The 17320-nt window shown below is 67.1% G+C and carries 16 protein-coding genes; 6 read left to right on the plus strand and 10 right to left on the minus strand.

The window, feature by feature from the left end; genetic code table 11:
* Positions 1-2: 2 nt before the first annotated feature.
* From ADADO0_RS15490 to dapE, 5 genes are all read right to left on the minus strand, one after another.
* Entirely contained in the window at positions 3-629 is a 627-nt protein-coding gene (locus ADADO0_RS15490; RefSeq protein WP_511306077.1) for a 2-hydroxychromene-2-carboxylate isomerase, read from the minus strand.
* Between the two features lie 50 nt (positions 630-679).
* A complete protein-coding gene (locus ADADO0_RS15495) occupies positions 680-1039 on the minus strand; it encodes a hypothetical protein (RefSeq protein WP_511306078.1) in 360 nt (119 codons plus the stop codon).
* Positions 1040-1161: 122 nt separating this feature from the next.
* Positions 1162-1611 (minus strand): DNA polymerase III subunit chi, encoded by a 450-nt coding sequence (locus ADADO0_RS15500; RefSeq protein WP_511306079.1) that lies wholly within the window; start codon positions 1609-1611, stop codon positions 1162-1164.
* Between the two features lie 58 nt (positions 1612-1669).
* On the minus strand, positions 1670-2449 hold the full coding sequence (locus ADADO0_RS15505) for an alpha/beta hydrolase (protein WP_511306080.1): 780 nt from the start codon (positions 2447-2449) through the stop codon (positions 1670-1672).
* Positions 2450-2460: 11 nt separating this feature from the next.
* On the minus strand, positions 2461-3681 hold the full coding sequence (dapE, locus tag ADADO0_RS15510; RefSeq protein ID WP_511306081.1) for a succinyl-diaminopimelate desuccinylase: 1221 nt from the start codon (positions 3679-3681) through the stop codon (positions 2461-2463).
* 152 nt (positions 3682-3833) lie between these two features.
* On the opposite strand from dapE, the gene ADADO0_RS15515 reads away from it, so the two are divergent.
* The 3 genes from ADADO0_RS15515 to ADADO0_RS15525 all read left to right on the plus strand — a co-directional run bounded on the left by ADADO0_RS15515 (position 3834) and on the right by ADADO0_RS15525 (position 8728).
* Complete coding sequence (locus ADADO0_RS15515; RefSeq protein ID WP_511306082.1) at positions 3834-6425, plus strand: DUF3772 domain-containing protein; 2592 nt, start codon at positions 3834-3836, stop codon at positions 6423-6425.
* Positions 6426-6531: 106 nt separating this feature from the next.
* Positions 6532-7035: a CAP domain-containing protein gene (locus ADADO0_RS15520; protein WP_511306083.1), complete on the plus strand. Its 504-nt coding sequence runs from the start codon at positions 6532-6534 to the stop codon at positions 7033-7035.
* Positions 7036-7126: 91 nt separating this feature from the next.
* Positions 7127-8728 (plus strand): AMP-binding protein, encoded by a 1602-nt coding sequence (locus ADADO0_RS15525; protein ID WP_511306084.1) that lies wholly within the window; start codon positions 7127-7129, stop codon positions 8726-8728.
* Here the strand turns inward: ADADO0_RS15525 and ADADO0_RS15530 are convergent, their stop codons facing one another.
* The 3 genes from ADADO0_RS15530 to ADADO0_RS15540 all read right to left on the minus strand — a co-directional run bounded on the left by ADADO0_RS15530 (position 8729) and on the right by ADADO0_RS15540 (position 10692).
* A complete protein-coding gene (locus ADADO0_RS15530; protein WP_511306085.1) occupies positions 8729-9244 on the minus strand; it encodes a queuosine precursor transporter in 516 nt (171 codons plus the stop codon).
* Positions 9245-9312: 68 nt separating this feature from the next.
* Positions 9313-9612, minus strand: coding sequence for a 50S ribosomal protein L28 (gene rpmB, locus ADADO0_RS15535; RefSeq protein ID WP_511306086.1), 300 nt, complete (start codon positions 9610-9612; stop codon positions 9313-9315).
* A 162-nt stretch (positions 9613-9774) separates the two neighbouring features.
* Positions 9775-10692 carry a LysR family transcriptional regulator gene (locus ADADO0_RS15540; RefSeq protein ID WP_511306087.1) on the minus strand — a complete coding sequence of 306 codons (918 nt, stop codon included), beginning with the start codon at positions 10690-10692 and terminating at the stop codon, positions 9775-9777.
* A 107-nt stretch (positions 10693-10799) separates the two neighbouring features.
* Here ADADO0_RS15540 and ADADO0_RS15545 point away from each other — a divergent pair, with 107 nt between their 5' ends.
* The 3 genes from ADADO0_RS15545 to mmsB all read left to right on the plus strand — a co-directional run bounded on the left by ADADO0_RS15545 (position 10800) and on the right by mmsB (position 14535).
* Complete coding sequence (locus tag ADADO0_RS15545; RefSeq protein ID WP_511306088.1) at positions 10800-12296, plus strand: CoA-acylating methylmalonate-semialdehyde dehydrogenase; 1497 nt, start codon at positions 10800-10802, stop codon at positions 12294-12296.
* Between the two features lie 181 nt (positions 12297-12477).
* Positions 12478-13620 (plus strand): isobutyryl-CoA dehydrogenase, encoded by a 1143-nt coding sequence (locus tag ADADO0_RS15550; protein WP_511306089.1) that lies wholly within the window; start codon positions 12478-12480, stop codon positions 13618-13620.
* Between the two features lie 30 nt (positions 13621-13650).
* Complete coding sequence (mmsB, locus tag ADADO0_RS15555; protein ID WP_511306090.1) at positions 13651-14535, plus strand: 3-hydroxyisobutyrate dehydrogenase; 885 nt, start codon at positions 13651-13653, stop codon at positions 14533-14535.
* Positions 14536-14542: 7 nt separating this feature from the next.
* Here mmsB and alr read toward each other — a convergent pair whose 3' ends face one another.
* Positions 14543-15649: an alanine racemase gene (gene alr, locus ADADO0_RS15560; RefSeq protein ID WP_511306091.1), complete on the minus strand. Its 1107-nt coding sequence runs from the start codon at positions 15647-15649 to the stop codon at positions 14543-14545.
* Positions 15646-17130: a replicative DNA helicase gene (locus tag ADADO0_RS15565; protein ID WP_511306541.1), complete on the minus strand. Its 1485-nt coding sequence runs from the start codon at positions 17128-17130 to the stop codon at positions 15646-15648. The genes alr and ADADO0_RS15565 overlap by 4 nt, the downstream gene beginning before the upstream one ends.
* Between the last annotated feature and the right edge of the window lie 190 nt (positions 17131-17320).

Here is a 17320-nt window from a genome sequence, read left to right on the forward strand (position 1 = left end):
CGTCAGGCTTTCAGCACGCCCTGGAACGGCGCGCGGCCGGACGCAAGCGCGTCGTCCAGAAGCTCGATGCGGTCCTGCCCCCAGAACACTTCGCCGTCCAGCACGTAGGACGGCGCGCCGAACACGTCGGCCGCCAATGCGGCGGCGCGATTGCGTTCGTAGGCCGCATGGATTTCGGGGCTGTCCGCCTGTGCGATGATGTTGCTTCCGGCAAAGCCCATCTCGTCATAAATGCCGGCGAGAACCGCCGCGTCCGCGAGGTTTTCCTGGCGCTGCCACACCGCCGAATACAGCCGCGAAAGCAGGTCATCCACCGGGCCGAGCGCCATGGCGGCGATGACGGTGCGGTCGGCGAAGGCGGCATCGAACGGCCAGAAGCGCGGGGCCAGATGGAAATCGACGCCGCGCTTCACGCGCCACCGCTGCAATTCGAGCGCGCGATGCCGCTGGCGGGCCGGCGCGCGCTTTGCGAGCGGCAGGCCGCCGGTTTCCGCGAACACCGGCCCGAGTTCGACCGGGACCGGCCGCACGGTCGCGCCATGGCGCCGCGCCACCTCCATGAAGGGGGCGTGGCCGAGGAAGGACCAGGGGCTCGCGAGGGAGAAGAAGTAGTCGATGGTGCGGGACATTTCGTTTTCTTTCTTCACATCACCCGAGCCGCCCGGAACCCAACAGGGTGTCACTTGGGGGCGAGCATTTCCGTGCTGATCTTGCGGTCGCCCTTAAAGGCCCAGATGGACTTATAGGAACCATCATCCTGGGCAACATATAGACCAACGCCGGTCTTGCCGCTGCTCGTGAAGGTCATGGCGAACACGTCGTCATCGCCGATCGCATAGGCGTCGAACTTGTCGCCGTCGATCACCGAGACGACGCGGTAAACGCCCTCGGCGGTCTTGGTGATGGTGGCTTCACCGGTATAGGTCGATTTGTCGTCGGCATTTTCACCCGCGATTTTGTATTTTCCCGGGCCTTTCGCAAATGCAGGTGCGGTCAAGGCCAAGGTCAGGGCGGTAGCGCAGGCTAGAATTTTGTTCATTTTCTTATCCATTGGGGCGGCATCATGCGGCGCGGACGATAGGCGGCGCATTGAATACGTTCAATGGCTGCGGCAGCGGAAGAAATGCGACAGATAGAGGCTGGCAGAAACCGCCGGTTGGCTCACGCTTTGCGCTGCCAGCGGCCGTTCTCGTCCTGCTGCCAATAGGTGAGGGTGTGTCCGGCCGCCTTGGCGGTGCGCCACCGCTCGCGGGCGGTGGCCACCGCCTGATCGTCGCGGCCGTCGAACATATGCACGAGACGGACATAGCCATCCGCGTCGAGAATATCCGTGCCGTCCACCAGAAAGCGCACCTGGGCGCCGTTGGGATTGGCCGCCCCCGTGGTGAGCAGCACCGGCTGGCGCTCCGGGCGCGCCTGGGTGTCGGTGCCGTGGGGGAGGAAGGCGGCGTCGCTATAGGTCCACAGATGCGCGTCCAGCGCGTCGCGCCGTTCCGGCGAGCCGCATTGCACGACGCAGCGCCAGCCCCGCTCCAGGCTCTTTTCGAGCAGCAGGGGCAGGGCGTCCTCCAGCGGGCGCCGCTCCAGGTGGTAGAACAGGACTTCGGTCACGCCATCCGCTCATGAAAAGGTCGGGCGCACCGTCGCGGGCATGCACGGCTGCGTCAAGTCAGAGCAGGCCCTCGACGGCCGCGATCAGGCGCTCGAGATCCTCCGGCCGCGACAGGCGGTGGTCGCCGTCCTTAACGAGAGAGAACACCACGTCGTCTTCGGCGAGGCATGAGACCAGGCTCATGGCATGTTCCCACGGCACATCCGTGTCCCGTACGCCCTGGAGAATGCGCACCGGACAGCCGACTGCGAACGGCGTGCCGAGGATCAGGTGCGTGCGGCCGTCCTCGATCAGGGCGCGGGTGATGACATAGGGTTCGTCGCCATAGTCCGAGGGGCGCTCGAACCGGCCGGTGGCGAGAATCTCCGCCTGCACCGCAGGAGAGAAGCTCGCCCACATCAGGGTCTCGGTGAAATCCGGCGCAGGCGCGATCAGCACCATGCCGGCCAGCCGCTTGTCGCCCCGCGCTGCGAGTGCGCGGGCGAGCAGCAGCGTGATCCATCCGCCCATGGAGGAGCCGACCAGGATTTGCGGACCCTGTGTCGCCTGATCCAATACCGCGAGGGCATCCTCCAGCCAGTGCGAGATCGTGCCGTCGACAAACCGGCCGGAGGATTCGCCATGGCCGGAATAGTCGAAGCGCACATAGGACTGGCCCCGCTTCGCCGCCCAGTCGGCCAAAGCCTGCGCCTTGCCGCCCATCATGTCGGACTTGAAGCCGCCGAGCCACACCACGCCCGGCCCCCGGCCCGGAAGGGTCCGCACGGCGATGGTGCGGCCGGAAACGTCCAGATGGCTCAGGGTCTCGATGCCGGGAGAAACTGCGGTCGCGGTCAATTGAGGCTCCGTCAGGCGGGCGGGTTGGCGAAATAGCGGGTGATCAGGGCGTGGTAGATGTCCGCGAGCGCGACGAGGTCGGACACCGGCGTCGCCTCGTCCACCGCGTGCATGGTGCTGCCCACGAGGCCGAATTCCACCACCGGGCAGAGATCCTTGATGAAGCGGGCATCCGAGGTGCCCCCCGTGGTGGACTTCTGCGGCTGGCGTCCCGTGCCGGAGGCCACCGCATCGCAGACCAGATCCACGAACGGGCCCGGCGCGGTGAGGAAGCTCTCGCTGCCGCCGGGGCGGAATTCCAGCGTGAATAGGGTGGGCGCGACGGCGGTTGAGAGGCGACGCAGGATTTCCGCCTGAAGCGTCTCCAACGAATATTGGTCATTGAAGCGCACGTTGAACTTGGCCTGCGCCTGACCGGGAATGACGTTGAAGGCCGCATTGCCCACGTCCACCGAGACGATCTCCAGGTTGGAGGGCTGGAAATGCGGCGTCCCCGCGTCCAGCGGCGCCTCGGACAGTGCGTTCAGTAACTTGAGCAGCCGGGGCACCGGATTGTCGGCGAGATGGGGGTAGGCCGCGTGTCCCTGCTTGCCGCGCACCGTGATCACCCCGGAGAGACTGCCGCGCCGGCCGATCTTCACCATGTCGCCGAGCGCTTCCGGATTGGTGGGTTCGCCGAGGACGCAATGGTCGATGCGCTCCCCCTTGGCCTTGAGCCAGTCCACCACCTTCACCGTGCCATCCAGCGCCGGGCCTTCCTCGTCCCCTGTGATAAGGAAGGAGAGGCTGCCGGTCTCCGGCCGCCCATAGCGGAGCGCCGCCGCGAGCCATGCGGCGACGCCGCCCTTCATGTCCACCGCGCCGCGGCCGTAGAGGAGCCCGTCCGCCACTTCGCCTGCGAACGGGGGATGGCGCCATTCGGCGGCATCGCCCGCCGGCACCACGTCCACATGGCCGGCGAAGCACAGGTTCGGCCCTTCGGTGCCGATCCGGGCATAGAGATTGGCGATGGGGATGCCGGCACTGTCGAAGGTCAGCCGCTCCACGAGATAGCCGCCCGCTTCCAGCACCCGCGCCACCACCTCCATGGCCCCGCCCGCGTCCGGCGTCACCGAGGGGCTGCGCAGCAAGGCCTGGGCAAGGGAGAGCGGATCAGCGGCGAACTGATCGCTCGACCGGACATCGGGCTGCGAAGCTCCAGCTTCGCTCTTGACGGAGAGGGGGATGCTCATGGACTTAAGGGCTCCGCGTCGTCTTTCGCGTTTTTAGTGCGCTTTCCCGCCGGAAGGAAACCGGAAGGCGGGCTTTGCACGGGGTGCCAAAGTCGCGCCGCCTTGAGGTCGCCGCCTTCAGGCAGCAGAAGGCCGGCTCCCGGAGGGTGTTGATGTCTCGCTCGATCGTGCGCCTTGGGGCGGCTGAGCCGCCGATGTCCCGTCATTATAGACGGGCCGTTGGTCTGTTGTGCGCGCTTCTGCTCAGTCTCGGCCTCGGCTTCGCGGCCATGGCGCAGACCCCCGTGTCTGCGGTTCCGGCGGCGCCCGCCGCGCCGACCGACCCGATGCAGGCTACCCGCGCGAATGTGGAGGCGACCCGCTCCGCGCTCAACGGCCTTGAGGGCTCGCTCTCTGTGGAGGGACTGCGGGCCAATGATCTGGACGACCTCAGGGGTCGCCTGGACCCGATACGCCGTGACCTCCAGCAGCGTCACGACGAGGCGGCGACGCGCCTCAACAGCGCCAAGGCGCGCCTGCTTGAGCTGGGGCCGGAGCCTCCCGCCAACGCCCCGCCGGAGGAGGCGGCTGCGGCTGCGGTCCGAGAACAGCAGACCAACCAGATCGCCGCGATCGATGCGGCTGTAAAGCAGTATGCGGCGCTCTCGGTGCGGGCCGACAGCCTCTCCGACCAGATCGCCGGCCGGCGGCGCGGCTTGTTCGCCGATCAGCTTTTCAGCCGCTCCGCCAGCGTTCTCGATCCCGACCTGTGGGCCGCCGCCGGCTCCGCGCTTTCCATTGAACTACGCGCGCTCAACTTCCTGGTCCGCGACTGGATCGGCTTCGCCAAGCAGAAGCATGGGCTTCTCACGATCTGGGTCATCGTCATCGGTGCCCTGTCGGTCTTCGCCGTCATCTTCACCGGCGGGCGCATGCTGCGGCGGCGGTTCCGCTGCCCCCCGCCCGAGGAGGGCGACACCTATCCAAGGTTCCGCTCGGCACGAGAGGCGGTAAAGGGTGCCGTCTTCAACGCGCTCGTGACGCCTCTGGCGGTGCTCGGCGCCTACGGTTTTCTCACCGCTTTCGACGTGCTGCCGACACGCGTCGCCGAGGTGCTTCAGGGGGTTGTCACCGCCGCCTTCGTCCAGAGCATCGGCCATGCCGTCGCCCGCGCCGTGCTGGCGCCCAACGAGCCGTGGCGCCGCTTGCTGGTGATTTCAAATCGCGGCGCGCTGATCAGCTATCGCTATTATTCCTGGACCGTGTGGACGCTGGCGATCGCGGCGTTCCTGAATGTCACGCATCGGGCGCTGTTCACCCCGGTGGCGCTGACGGTTGCCACCAGCGCGCTCATGGCGCTGTTCATCGGCGGCTTCTTTGCGCGCAGCCTGATCGTCCTGGCGCGGGCGGCAGAGGACGAGGATGAGAGCCGGGACGGACCGGCGCAGCAGCCCGGCGGCTTCATGCGGCTGCTGCAACCCCTGCGCCTGCTCATCTGGGTGGTGCTGGCCGGTATCCTCATCGCGCTCGCGGCCGGCTATGTGAGCCTCGCCGCCTTCATTTCCGCCCGGGTCGTCATGGCGATCACGGTGCTCGGCACGCTTTATATTCTGAATGCCCTGATCGATTCCTTCTTCGACAATCTCCAGCCTGACACCCATCAGGCGCGACTGGTGTCGAAGACGCTCGGGCTGCCGCCGAAGCGTCTCGAACTCATCGGCTTGCTGTTCGCCGCCTTGCTGAAGCTGGCGCTGCTGCTTGCGGCGGGTCTGCTGGTGGCGGGAAGCTGGGGCACATCGACCGCCGACATCATCGATTCGGTAGAGCGCGCCTCGTTCGGCGTGCGCATCGGCAACACCACGATAACGGCCTGGAACGTGCTCTATGCGGTGGTGATGCTGCTGCTGGGCGTGGGACTGGCGCGCGGCCTGCAACGCTGGATCTCCGGCACCTTCCTGCCGCGTACCGACCTGGAGCCGAGCCTTCAGACATCCATATCCACGGTGGTGGGATATGTCGGCACCATCATCGCCATCGCGGTGGCGATGAGCGAGATCGGGCTGAACCTTGAGAATGTGGCATTGGTTGCCGGTGCGCTCTCGGTCGGTATCGGCTTCGGCCTTCAGTCCATCGTCTCCAACTTCGTCTCGGGCCTAATCCTGCTGGCGGAGCGGCCGATCCGGGTGGGCGACACCATCAATGTGAAGGGCGAGGAGGGGTATGTCCGGCGCATCAGCGTGCGGGCCACCGAGATCGAGACCTTTGAACGCTCCACGGTGATCGTCCCCAATTCCGACCTGATCACCGGGATGGTGAAGAACTTCACCCATTCCAACACCACGGGCCGTGTCATCGTCGCCATCAACGCCACCTATGATGCCGACGTGGATCTGGTGCGCGACATTCTCGTGGGGAGTGCCTGCGACCATCCGCAGGTCATCCAGAGCCCGCCGCCGCGCGTCTTCCTCACCAAAATGCTGGAAACCGGCCTGGTGTTCGAACTCAGGTGCGTGGTGGCCAACGTGGACTATGCGCTCACCGTCAAGAGCGATCTGCACTTCTCCATCCTGACCCGCTTCCGCAAGGCCGGCGTCGGCATGGCCTGCCAGCCATGGGCGTCCCTGGCTCGCGCCCCTACGGACCTCGTGCCTCCGCGCATCGATCCGCCGCCGCCACCGCCGGCTGAGCCCGCGCTCGACCTGCCGCCCGCGGGCGGGCGGGGAGCACTCCCCCGGAACGAGCCGGAAGATCCGCCGGAGGCGTGAATCGCTCCGCGCGGGAAGATGACGGGAAGGAACGCGGCGCGGCGCTAACCCTTCCTCAACCCGCAGGGCCTCTTATCGGCCTCCGATACTCCATTGCGAGGCCGCCATGCGCGCTGCTCCCCTGATTGTCCTGCTCGCCCTGGTCCTTGCCGCCTGCGGCACCACCGAGGTGGAAACCAAGCCGACCTTCTATAACGACCTCGCCAAGACCGGCCAGCCGGTCGATCCGGCCGCTGCCGTGTCGATCATGAATGCCTATCGCGGCACCAAGGGCCTGTCCCAGCTCACCATCGATCCCTCCCTGTCGCGGGTCGCGCAGGAGCAGGCGAACGCCATGGCGGCGGCGGATACGCTGTCCCACGAAGTCGGCGGGCGCACCTTCGTCATGCGCATGAAGGCGTCGGGCTATGATCCGAAGATCGCGGTGGAGAATGTCGGCGCCGGCTATCACACCCTGGCCGAGGCGTTTTCCGGCTGGCGCGATTCCCCGCCTCACAACAAGAATATGCTGACCCCCGGCGTCACCCGCATGGGCATCGCCACCGCTTTCGCGCCCAAGTCCAAATACAAGGTCTATTGGGCGCTGGTGCTGGCAGAGCCGGAGAAATAGCCGGCAAGCTTCGCACTGCACAAAAAGTTGGACGCACTGCGTCCGCCCGATTAGAGTGCGTCCTGCACAAGCATTGAGCAGGACGCGGAATTTGCTCCAGCGGACCGATTATGAGCGGGTACGCACCGGCTTTCGGTGGCAGATTCCTGCACGCTACAACATGGCCGTCCACGCTTGCGATGCCTGGGCCGCGCGCGCACCGGACCGGCCGGCTCTGTTCGTAAAGAGCGCAAACGGCTTCGCCCCGATCAGCTATCTCGATATCGCCCGCGCCTCCAACCGCCTTGCCCATGCGCTGGCGGCACGGGGCATCGGGGCGGGGGACCGGGTGGCGATCCTGGCGCCGCAGTCGCCGCAGGTGCTCGTCAGCCATCTCGCGATCTACAAGCTGAACGCCGTCGCCGTGCCGCTGTCCGCGGTGTTCGGCCGCGAGGCGATTGCCTACCGGCTTCAGGATTCCGGGGCGAAGGGGCTCATCACCGATGCGGCCAGCCTCCCCAAGATCCCCGCCCATCTGGACAGCCTGAGCCTGAAAATCTGTCTCGACGGCGCGACCTTCGGTGTCGCGGGTTTCGACGACTTGCTGGCGGGGGCGAGCGACGCGCCGCTGGCCATCGACAGCACGCCCGATGACCCGGCGCTGATGATCTATACGTCGGGCACCACCGGCCAGCCGAAGGGTGCGCTGCACGCGCATCGCGTGCTGATCGGCCACGTCACGGGGCAGGATTTCACCCACGGCTTTCCGCCCCATCCCGGCGACCGGATGTGGACGCCCTCCGATTGGGCGTGGGCCGGCGGGTTGCTCAATACGCTTCTTCCCGCGCTCGCCCACGGCGTGCCGGTGGTGGTGCAGCCGCCCGGAAAGTTCGATCCCGAGGCTGCGTTTGCCTTGATGGCGCAGGCGCAGGTGCGCAACGTCTTCATCCCGCCCACGGCCCTGAAGATGATGCGCTCGGTGCCCCGCCCCCGCGAGCGGTTCGGATTTGAACTGCGCAGCGTCGGCTCGGCGGGGGAGGCGCTGGGCGCCGAGACCTTCGCTTGGGGCCGGGAGACGCTGGGCGTTTCGGTCAACGAATTCTACGGCCAGACCGAATGCAATTACGTCATCGGCTCCAGCGCCGCGCTCGGCGTGGCGCGGGCGGGTGCCACGGGCAAGGCGGTGCCGGGGCATGAGGTTGCCATCCTGCGGCCCGACGGAACGCAGTGCGAAGCCGGCGAGATGGGGCAGATCGCCGTGCGGGCGCCAAACCCGGTGATGTTCCTGGGCTATTGGAACCGGCCGGAGGCGACGGCGGAGAAGTTCCGGCACGGCTGGATGCTGACCGGCGACGTGGCGCAGATGGATGCTGACGGTTACATCCATTTCCAGGGACGGGACGACGACATCATCACCTCCGCCGGCTATCGCATCGGCCCCACCGAGATCGAGGATGTGATCCTGCGCCATCCCGCCGTGGCGCTCGCCGCCGTGGTGGGCAAGCCGGACCCGGTGCGCACCGAGATCGTCAAGGCGTTCCTGGTGCTGAAGCCGGGGTTCGCTCCGGATGCCGCGCTTGAAGCGCAAGTGCAGGATCTGGTCCGCACCAATCTCGCCGCCTACGAATATCCCCGCGAATTTGCCTTCGTCGACGAGCTTCCGCTCACCTCCACCGGCAAGGTGATCCGCCGGGAGTTGCGGGCGCGGGGCTGATCAGGCCCGAATCCCTCTCGGCTGCCAGGCCGGCATGCGGATGATGAACAGGCGATAGGGGCCGAGGAACAGCGCGATCATCAGGAGCTTCACGCCATAGTCGCAAAGCGCCCAGTTCTGCCAGGGCAGGCCGGTGCCGGCGAAGGCGAGGGAGAAGAACAGGGCGGTGTCGACGGCGCTGGAGACAAAGCCCGACATCAGCGGCGGCAGCCACCAGGCATGGCGGCGCAGGCGGTTGAACACCGCGCAATCCAGAAGCTGAGCCACCAGGAATGCGGTGCCGGAGGCGAGGGCGATGCGCGGCGAGGCAAGTGCCGCCGACAGCAAAACGGCCAGCGCGAATCCCACATAGATCACGCGGCGCGTGCGGAACGGCCCGAGGCGGCGATTGGTGAGGTCGTTCACCAGGAAGGTGACGGGATAGGTGAAGGCGCCCCAGGTGAGATAATCCGCAAGGCCGAACGGCGCGAACGGATACTGCACCAGGATGTTGGCCGCGAGCACAGCGCCGCACATGCAGAAAACCGCGAGCGTGAACGCCCGCGGTTCTGAAATCTCTGCTTTTGAAGCAACCGCCACGGCGGTCAGGCGGCGGGAGCCGCCTCGGCCTGAGCCTTCACCAACTGGCGCTTCAGCTCCAGGGCGCGGGGGGACAGTTCCTCGTCGCGTGCCTTCTTCAGGAAGCTATCGAGGCCGCCGCGATGGTCAACGCTCTTGAGAGCGTTGGCACTGATGCGCAGACGTATCGAACGCTCCAGCGTCTCGCTCTGAAGCGTGACGTTGCACAGGTTCGGGAGGAACCGGCGCTTGGTCTTGTGGTTCGAGTGGCTCACGCGGTGGCCGCTCTGAACCCCCTTGCCGGTCAAGTCACACCGCCGGGACATGGCAGAAGTCCTTTTTAATTTTGTTCTCACGGGCGACGCCGTACGGAGCCGAGTTCACGGCCCTTCGTCAACCACCCGCATGATCGGGAAGGCGCTCCTATAAGCGGGAGGCGGGGGAACGTCAAGACACGACGCCCTGCGCGGGCGCCGCCATCCCGCCTCTCACGGCGGCGAGCGGTCAGGCAGGAACAGGCCCCGTGCCTCCTGCGCCTCGCGGGCAATGAAGTCGGCGGCGACGCGCACCCGCGCCAAGGCTCGGGTGTCGGCATGGGTGATCAGCCAGAAGGTGCGGGTCAGCACCACCTCGTCCGGCAGGATGCAGGCGAGGTCGGGGTCGGCATGGGCCATGAAGCAGGGCAGCACGGCGATGCCGCCGCCAGCGCGCACCGCCATGAATTGCCCCACCAGGCTTGAGCTTTTCAGCCGTGGCCGCAGGTCCTTCGCCACTTGCGGCGTGTAGTCCAACTCGGGGGCGTACAGCAGTTCGTCCACATAGGAGATGAAGGTGTGGCGCAGCAGCGCCGCCCGGTTGTCGATCGGCCCGTGCGTCTTGAGATAGTCCCGCGATGCGTAGAGCCGCAGCCGGTAGTCGGTGAGCTTGCGGGCGTGCAGTCGCCCCTGCTTGGGTCGGCTGAGGGAAATCGCGATGTCGGCTTCGCGCTTGGTCATGTTGAAGATGCGCGGCATGGCGAGGAACTGGATTTCCAGCCCGGAATGCTGCGCCGCCAGTTGCCCCATGCGCGGGGCCAGGAAATAGGTGCCGAAGCCGTCCGGCGCGCCGATGCGCACCGTGCCCGAGACGCCGAAATCGGCCCCGCCGATCTCCTGCTGGGCGGTGGAGGCCAGGGTCTCCATGGCCTCCGCCGAGGCCAGCAGCCGGTCGCCGTGCGGGGTGAGCACATATCCGCCCGGCTGCCGGTCGAACAGCTTCGCCCCCAGCATGGCCTCCAGCGTGGCGATGCGCCGGCCCACCGTGGAATGCTCCACCCCGAGATGCCGGGCCGCCAGGGTCAGCTTTCCCGCCCGTGCCACCGCAAGGAAGAAGCGCAGGTCCGACCAGTCGAAATCAGCGGTGCTCATGTGAAAGTACGCACAGTCATGGTGCGAAGATTGCGGTGGATGTGCAAAAAATCATAGGCCATTGTGCCCGCCAACAGGCAGTCAAAAAAAATCGGAGGAAACGCATCATGCGCGAGGTCGGCCATTTCATCGGCGGCAAGCACGTTCCCGGCACGTCCGGCCGCACCAGCGACATCTGGCAACCCATGACGGGCGAAGTGGTGGGCCGCCTCGCGCTGGCCTCGGCCGCCGAGATGCGCGCTGCGGTGGAAAACGCCAAGGCCGCCCAGATCGGCTGGGCCGCCACCAACCCGCAGCGCCGCGCGCGGGTGCTCATGAAATTCCTCGAACTGGTGCAGCGCGACTATGACGCCCTGGCCGATCTCCTTGCCCGCGAGCACGGCAAGACCGTGCCGGACGCCAAAGGCGACATCCAGCGTGGGCTGGAGGTGATCGAGTTCGCCTGCGGCATTCCCCATCTGCTGAAGGGCGAGTTCAGCGACAGCGCCGGCCCCGGCATCGATGTCTATTCCATGCGCCAGCCACTGGGCGTGGTGGCCGGCATCACCCCGTTCAACTTCCCCGCCATGATCCCCATGTGGAAGTTCGGCCCCGCCATCGCCTGTGGCAACGCCTTCATCCTCAAGCCATCCGAGCGCGATCCCGGCGTGCCCATGGCGCTTGCGGAACTGATGATGGAGGCGGGCCTACCCGCCGGCGTGCTCAATGTGGTGAACGGCGACAAGGTGGCGGTGGACGCCATTCTCGATGATCCGGATATCCAGGCGGTGGGCTTCGTCGGCTCGTCCGCCATCGCCCAGTACATTTATGCCCGTGCCGCTGCGACGGGTAAGCGCTGCCAGGGCTTCGGCGGCGCCAAGAACCATATGATCATCATGCCCGACGCGGACATGGACCAGGCGGTGGACGCTTTGATCGGTGCCGGCTACGGCTCTGCCGGCGAGCGCTGCATGGCGATCTCCGTGGCGGTGCCGGTGGGCGAGGCGGCGGCCGAGGCGCTGCTGGCCAAGCTGGTGCCCCGCGTCGAGGGCCTGAAGATCGGCCCCTCCACCGACGCCAGCGCCGATTTCGGCCCGCTCGTCACCCGCGAGGCGTTGGAGCGCGTCACCAATTACGTCGACATCGGCGTCAAGGAAGGCGCCAAGCTGCTGGTGGACGGGCGCGGCTTCAAGCTTCAGGGCTATGAGAACGGCTTCTATATGGGCGGTTGCCTGTTCGATAATGTCACGGCGGACATGCGCATCTACAAGGAAGAGATCTTCGGCCCGGTCCTCTGCGTGGTGCGCGCCCCCGATTATAAGGAGGCCCTGCGCCTTCCCACCGAGCACGAATATGGCAACGGCGTCGCCATCTTCACCCGCGACGGCGATGCCGCCCGCGATTTCGCCTCCAAGGTGAATGTCGGCATGGTGGGCATCAATGTGCCGATCCCGGTGCCGATCGCCTACCACACCTTCGGCGGCTGGAAGCGGTCGGGTTTCGGCGATCTCAACCAGCACGGGCCGGACGGCGTGCGCTTCTACACCAAGACCAAGACCGTCACCTCGCGCTGGCCCTCCGGCGTGAAGGACGGCGCCGAGTTCGTCATTCCCACGATGGGATAAGCATCTTGAGGTGTGATCCGGCGCAGCCTGCCTTGCGTACTAGGGTTGTCGCCGCGTTCCCCCACACGGCGACGTGCGCCGCGGCGGGGTGTTGCCCTGACCTTCGTTCCCTCCGCGGCGCCCCCTCTCGTGCGCCGTGCCGTGGAACATGCCGCAACCTTAAGCGCATGGCACCCCAGATATGTTCGACCTGACCGAAGACCAGAAGGCCATCCGCGAGATGGCCCAGAACTTCGCCCGCGAGGAGATCGCGCCCTATGCCTTGGAATGGGACGAGGCGCAGCATTTCCCCGTCCCCACGCTGAAGGCCGCCGCCGCCTTGGGCATGGCCGGCATCTATGTGCGCGAGGATGTCGGCGGCTCCGGCCTCTCGCGCCTCGACGCCACATTGATCTTCGAGGCGCTCGCCACCGGCTGCCCCGCGACCTCGGCCTATCTCTCCATCCACAATATGTGCGCCTGGATGATCGACCGCTTCGGCAGCGAGGCGCAGCGCCACCACTGGCTGGGCAAGCTCTGCATCATGGATCTGGTGGCGGCCTATTGCCTGACCGAGCCGGGCTCCGGCTCGGACGCCGCCGCGCTCAAGACCCGCGCGGTGCGGGATGGCGAATATTACGTTCTGGACGGCCAGAAGCAGTTCATCTCCGGCGCCGGTGCCGCAGACCTCTACGTTGTCATGGCCCGCACCGGCGGGGAGGGACCCGGCGGGGTCTCGGCCATATTGGTGGAGGCGGGCACGCCCGGCCTCTCGTTCGGCGCCAATGAGCGCAAGATGGGCTGGAAGGTGCAGCCCACCCGCGCCGTGATCTTCGAGACTTGCCGCGTGCCGGTGGCCAACCGCTTAGGTGCCGAGGGCGAGGGCTTCAAATTCGCCATGGCCGGCCTTGACGGCGGGCGCCTCAACATCGCCGCCTGCTCGCTCGGCGGGGCGCAGGCGGCGTTCGACAAGGCGCTGGCCTACATGCGTGAGCGCAAGGCATTCGGGAAGACGCTGGACGCCTTCCAGGCGTTGCAATTCCGCCTCGCCGACATGGAGACCGACCTTGAGGTCGCCCGCACCTTCCTGTGGCGCGCCGCCGCCGCGCTCGACAGCGCCGATCCCCACGCCACACGGCTGTGCGCCATGGCGAAGCGGGTGGTGACGGACAGCGGCTTCGAGGTGGCGAACCAGGCGCTTCAGATGTTCGGCGGCTATGGCTATCTCGCCGATTACGGGGTGGAGAAGATCGTGCGCGACCTGCGGGTCCACCAGATCCTGGAAGGCACCAACGAGATTATGCGCGTCATCATCTCCCGCACTTTGGTGGCGCGCGGCAACTGACGGTTTCTCAATAAAAACAGGGAGGCGTTCATGGCCAAGGTCGGCTTCATCGGGCTCGGGAACATGGGCGCGCCCATGGCGGCCAATCTCGTCAAGGCGGGGCACGACGTGTCGGCCTTCGACCTGTCCCCCGCAGCCGTGGACGGCGCCAGGGCGCGCGGCCTCACCGTGAGCGCGAGCGCCGCCGAGGCGGTGGCGGATGTGGAGGTGGTCGTCACCATGCTGCCGAGCGGCAAGCATGTGCTCGGCGCCGCTGAGGGCCTGTTCGCAGCGGCGAAGCCCGGCACCTTGTTCATCGACAGTTCCACCATCGACGTCGGCTCGGCCCGCGCCTTCCACGAGGCCGGCGCCAAGGCCGGCCATGCCACCCTCGACGCGCCGGTTTCCGGCGGGGTGGGCGGCGCGGAGGCGGCGACCCTGACCTTCATGGCGGGCGGGGCGGATGCGGCCTTCGCCGCCGCCGAGCCTTTGCTCCAGGCCATGGGCAAGAAGATCGTCCATTGCGGCGCCGACGGGGCAGGGCAGGCGGCGAAGATCTGCAACAACATGATCCTCGGCGTCTCCATGATCGCGGTGGGCGAGGCCTTCGTGCTGGCGGAGAAGCTCGGCCTCTCCCATCAGGCGCTCTATGATGTCGCCTCCACCTCGTCCGGCCAGTGCTGGTCGCTCACCACCTATTGCCCGGTGCCCGGCCCGGTGCCCGCAAGCCCGGCCAATCGTGACTACAAGCCGGGCTTCGCCACCGCGCTGATGCTGAAGGACCTCAAGCTCTCCCAGGAAGCCGCCACCCAGGCGGGCGCCGCCACCGCGCTCGGCGCCGCCGCCACCGCCCTCTATGCGGCGTTTGACGAAGCCGGCAATGCGGGCAAGGATTTCTCCGGCATCATCGAATGGGTGCGCACGCGGGAGGTGTGAGGGAAACTCAGTCCCCCAGATAAACCCTGCGATAGCGCAGCCCCAGGGAGGTCAGGACCTCGTAGCCGATGGTGCCGCCGTGGGCGGCCAGTTCGTCCACGCTGATGCCGTCGCCCAGCACCACCGCCATGTCGCCGCGCTGCACCGCGCCCTCCGGCAGGTCGGTCACATCCACCGCCGTCAGGTCCATGGAGACGCGCCCGACCAGCGGGCAGCGCCGGCCGGCGAGGATCACGTCGGCGCCGGGGCGCCCGTCGGCCGATCCGAAGGCGCGCAGGAACCCGTCGGCATAGCCGAAGGAGAGAATGGCGATGCGGCTGTCGCGCGCCAGACGCTGGGCCGCGCCATAGCCCACCCCGTCCCCCGGCACGCCGGAGCGCACCTGGATCACCGGCACCTCGAGGCGCACCACCGGCCTCAGCGCCGGCGCGCCGGCGACGCAGACCCCGCCGTAAAGCGCGATGCCCGGACGGGCGAGATCGAAATGCAGGTCGTTCGGCCCGAGGCACCCGGCGGAATTGGCGAGCGAGGCGGGAACGCGCGGAAAAGCCGCCGCGACTTGCGCGAAACGCTGCCGCTGAAGCCCGGTCAGCGGGTGGTCCGGCGTGTCGGCGCAGGCGAGATGGGTCATGATCAGCGACGGCGTGAAGCCCGCGCCGCGTGCCGCCAGCGCGAACGCCTCGTCCAGCGACAGGCCGAGGCGGTTCATGCCGGTGTCCACATGGATCGCGGCGGCAAAGTCTTCGCCGCGCGATGCGCACAGGCGCGCCCACTCCTCCACCTCCGCCGGACTGCCCAGCACCGGCCGCAGCCGGTGCGCGAGGAAAGCATCGCCGGTTCCGGGCAGTACGCCGCCCAGCACATAGATGGTGGCGTCGGGGAGCACGTCGCGCAGCGCGATCGCCTCTTCCAGCAGAGCCACGAAGAAGGTGCGCGCCCCAGCGTCCCACAAGGCGGGCGCGGCGCGGGCGATGCCGAGCCCATAGGCGTCGGCCTTCACCACGGCGGCGCAGTGCGCGGGGGCGACGCGGGCCGCAAGGTCACGCCAATTGGCGGCGAGGGCGGCGAGATCGATGGTCAGGACGGCGCGGGTGCCGGAAAGGGGCTGGCTCATCTTTGTTCCGGGAAGCGGTCCTTGTCGGCGAGGTTGGAGAAGCGCGTGAAGTTCGCCTCGAACTGTACCTTCACCGTGCCGGTCGGGCCATGGCGCTGCTTGCCGACGATGATTTCCGCCGTGCCCTCGCACGCCTTCATGTCGGCCTCCCACTTGAACCATTCCTCGGTGCCGGGCTTCGGCTCTTTGCTTTTAAGATAATATTCCTCGCGGAACACGAACATCACCACGTCCGCGTCCTGCTCGATGGAGCCGGATTCACGCAGATCCGAGAGCTGGGGGCGCTTGTCGTCGCGGCTTTCCACCTGACGCGACAATTGCGAGAGCGCCATGACAGGCACCTTCAATTCCTTCGCCAGCGCCTTGAGGCCGGTGGTGATCTCGGTGATTTCCTGTACGCGCCCCTGGGACGCGGTCTTGGAGGAGCCGGTGAGCAGTTGCAGATAGTCCACCACCATGAAATCGAGCCCGCGCTGGCGCTTCAGGCGGCGGGCGCGGGCGGTGAGCTGGGCGATCGAGATGCCGCCGGTGTCGTCGATATAGAGCGGCACCACCTGCATGGTCTGGGCGGCGGCGGCGAGCTTGGAGAAATCGCTCTCGGTGATGTCGCCGCGCCGCACCTTGTAGGAGGGGATTTCGGTCTGCTCGGACAGGATACGGGTGGCCAGTTGCTCGGACGACATTTCCAGCGAGAAGAAGCCGACGATGCCGCCGTTCAGCGCCTCGGTCGAGCCGTCCGGCTTGGTCTCGCCGCGGTAGCTCGCCGCGATATGATAGGCGATGTTGGTGGCAAGCGAGGTCTTCCCCATGGCCGGGCGGCCGGCGAGGATGATCAAATCGGAATTCTGGAGACCGCCCATCTGGTGGTCGAGATCGTCCAGGCCCGAGGCAATGCCGGAGAGGTGGCCCTCGCGCTGGAACGCGTTGGAGGCCATGTCCACGGCCTGCCGCAGCGCCTCGCCGAAGCGCTGGAAGCCGCCGTCGTAGCGCCCGCTTTCGGCGATGGCGTAGAGGCGCTTTTCCGCTTCCTCGATCTGCTCCTGGGGGCTGGCCTCCACCGGCGCGTCATAGGCGTCGGTGACGATCTCCTCGCCGATGCGGATCAGTTCGCGCCGCACCGAGAGGTCGTAGATTGCCCGGCCGTAATCCTCGGCATTGATGATGGTGGTGGCTTCCGCCGCCAGCCGCGCGAGATAGCGCGGGCCGGACAGGCCGGCGATGTCGAGATCGGCCGGCAAAAACGTCTTGAGCGTGACCGGGGTCGCGACCTTGCCGGCGCGCACCAGGGCGCTGGACAGTTCATAGATGCGGGCGTGCACCGGCTCGAAGAAATGCTCGGGCTTCAGGAAGTCCGAGACCCGGTAGAACGCCTCGTTGTTGACCATGATGGCGCCGAGCAGCGCCTGCTCGGCCTCCACATTGTGCGGAGCCTGGCGATAGGAGGGGTCCATCTGCCCCTGGTGGGCGGGAAGGTCGAGCATCATGCGCCTCTGCTGGGCCGTCACCTTTACCAGACGCGGCCCCTCGCCCGAACCGATTCGACGCTCCGGGCCGTGGACCAAAGAATCACGGGGAAAAGATAACCGCTCCCTACTCTCCGCGCCCGATCGATGGAATCGCGCAAGGACGAGTCGCAGCGCAAGGCAGAGGACGCGCAACGCAGACCTGCAA

Origin of the sequence: Aquabacter sp. (assembly GCF_965279295.1) — a bacterium.
Classification (GTDB): domain Bacteria; phylum Pseudomonadota; class Alphaproteobacteria; order Rhizobiales; family Xanthobacteraceae; genus Aquabacter.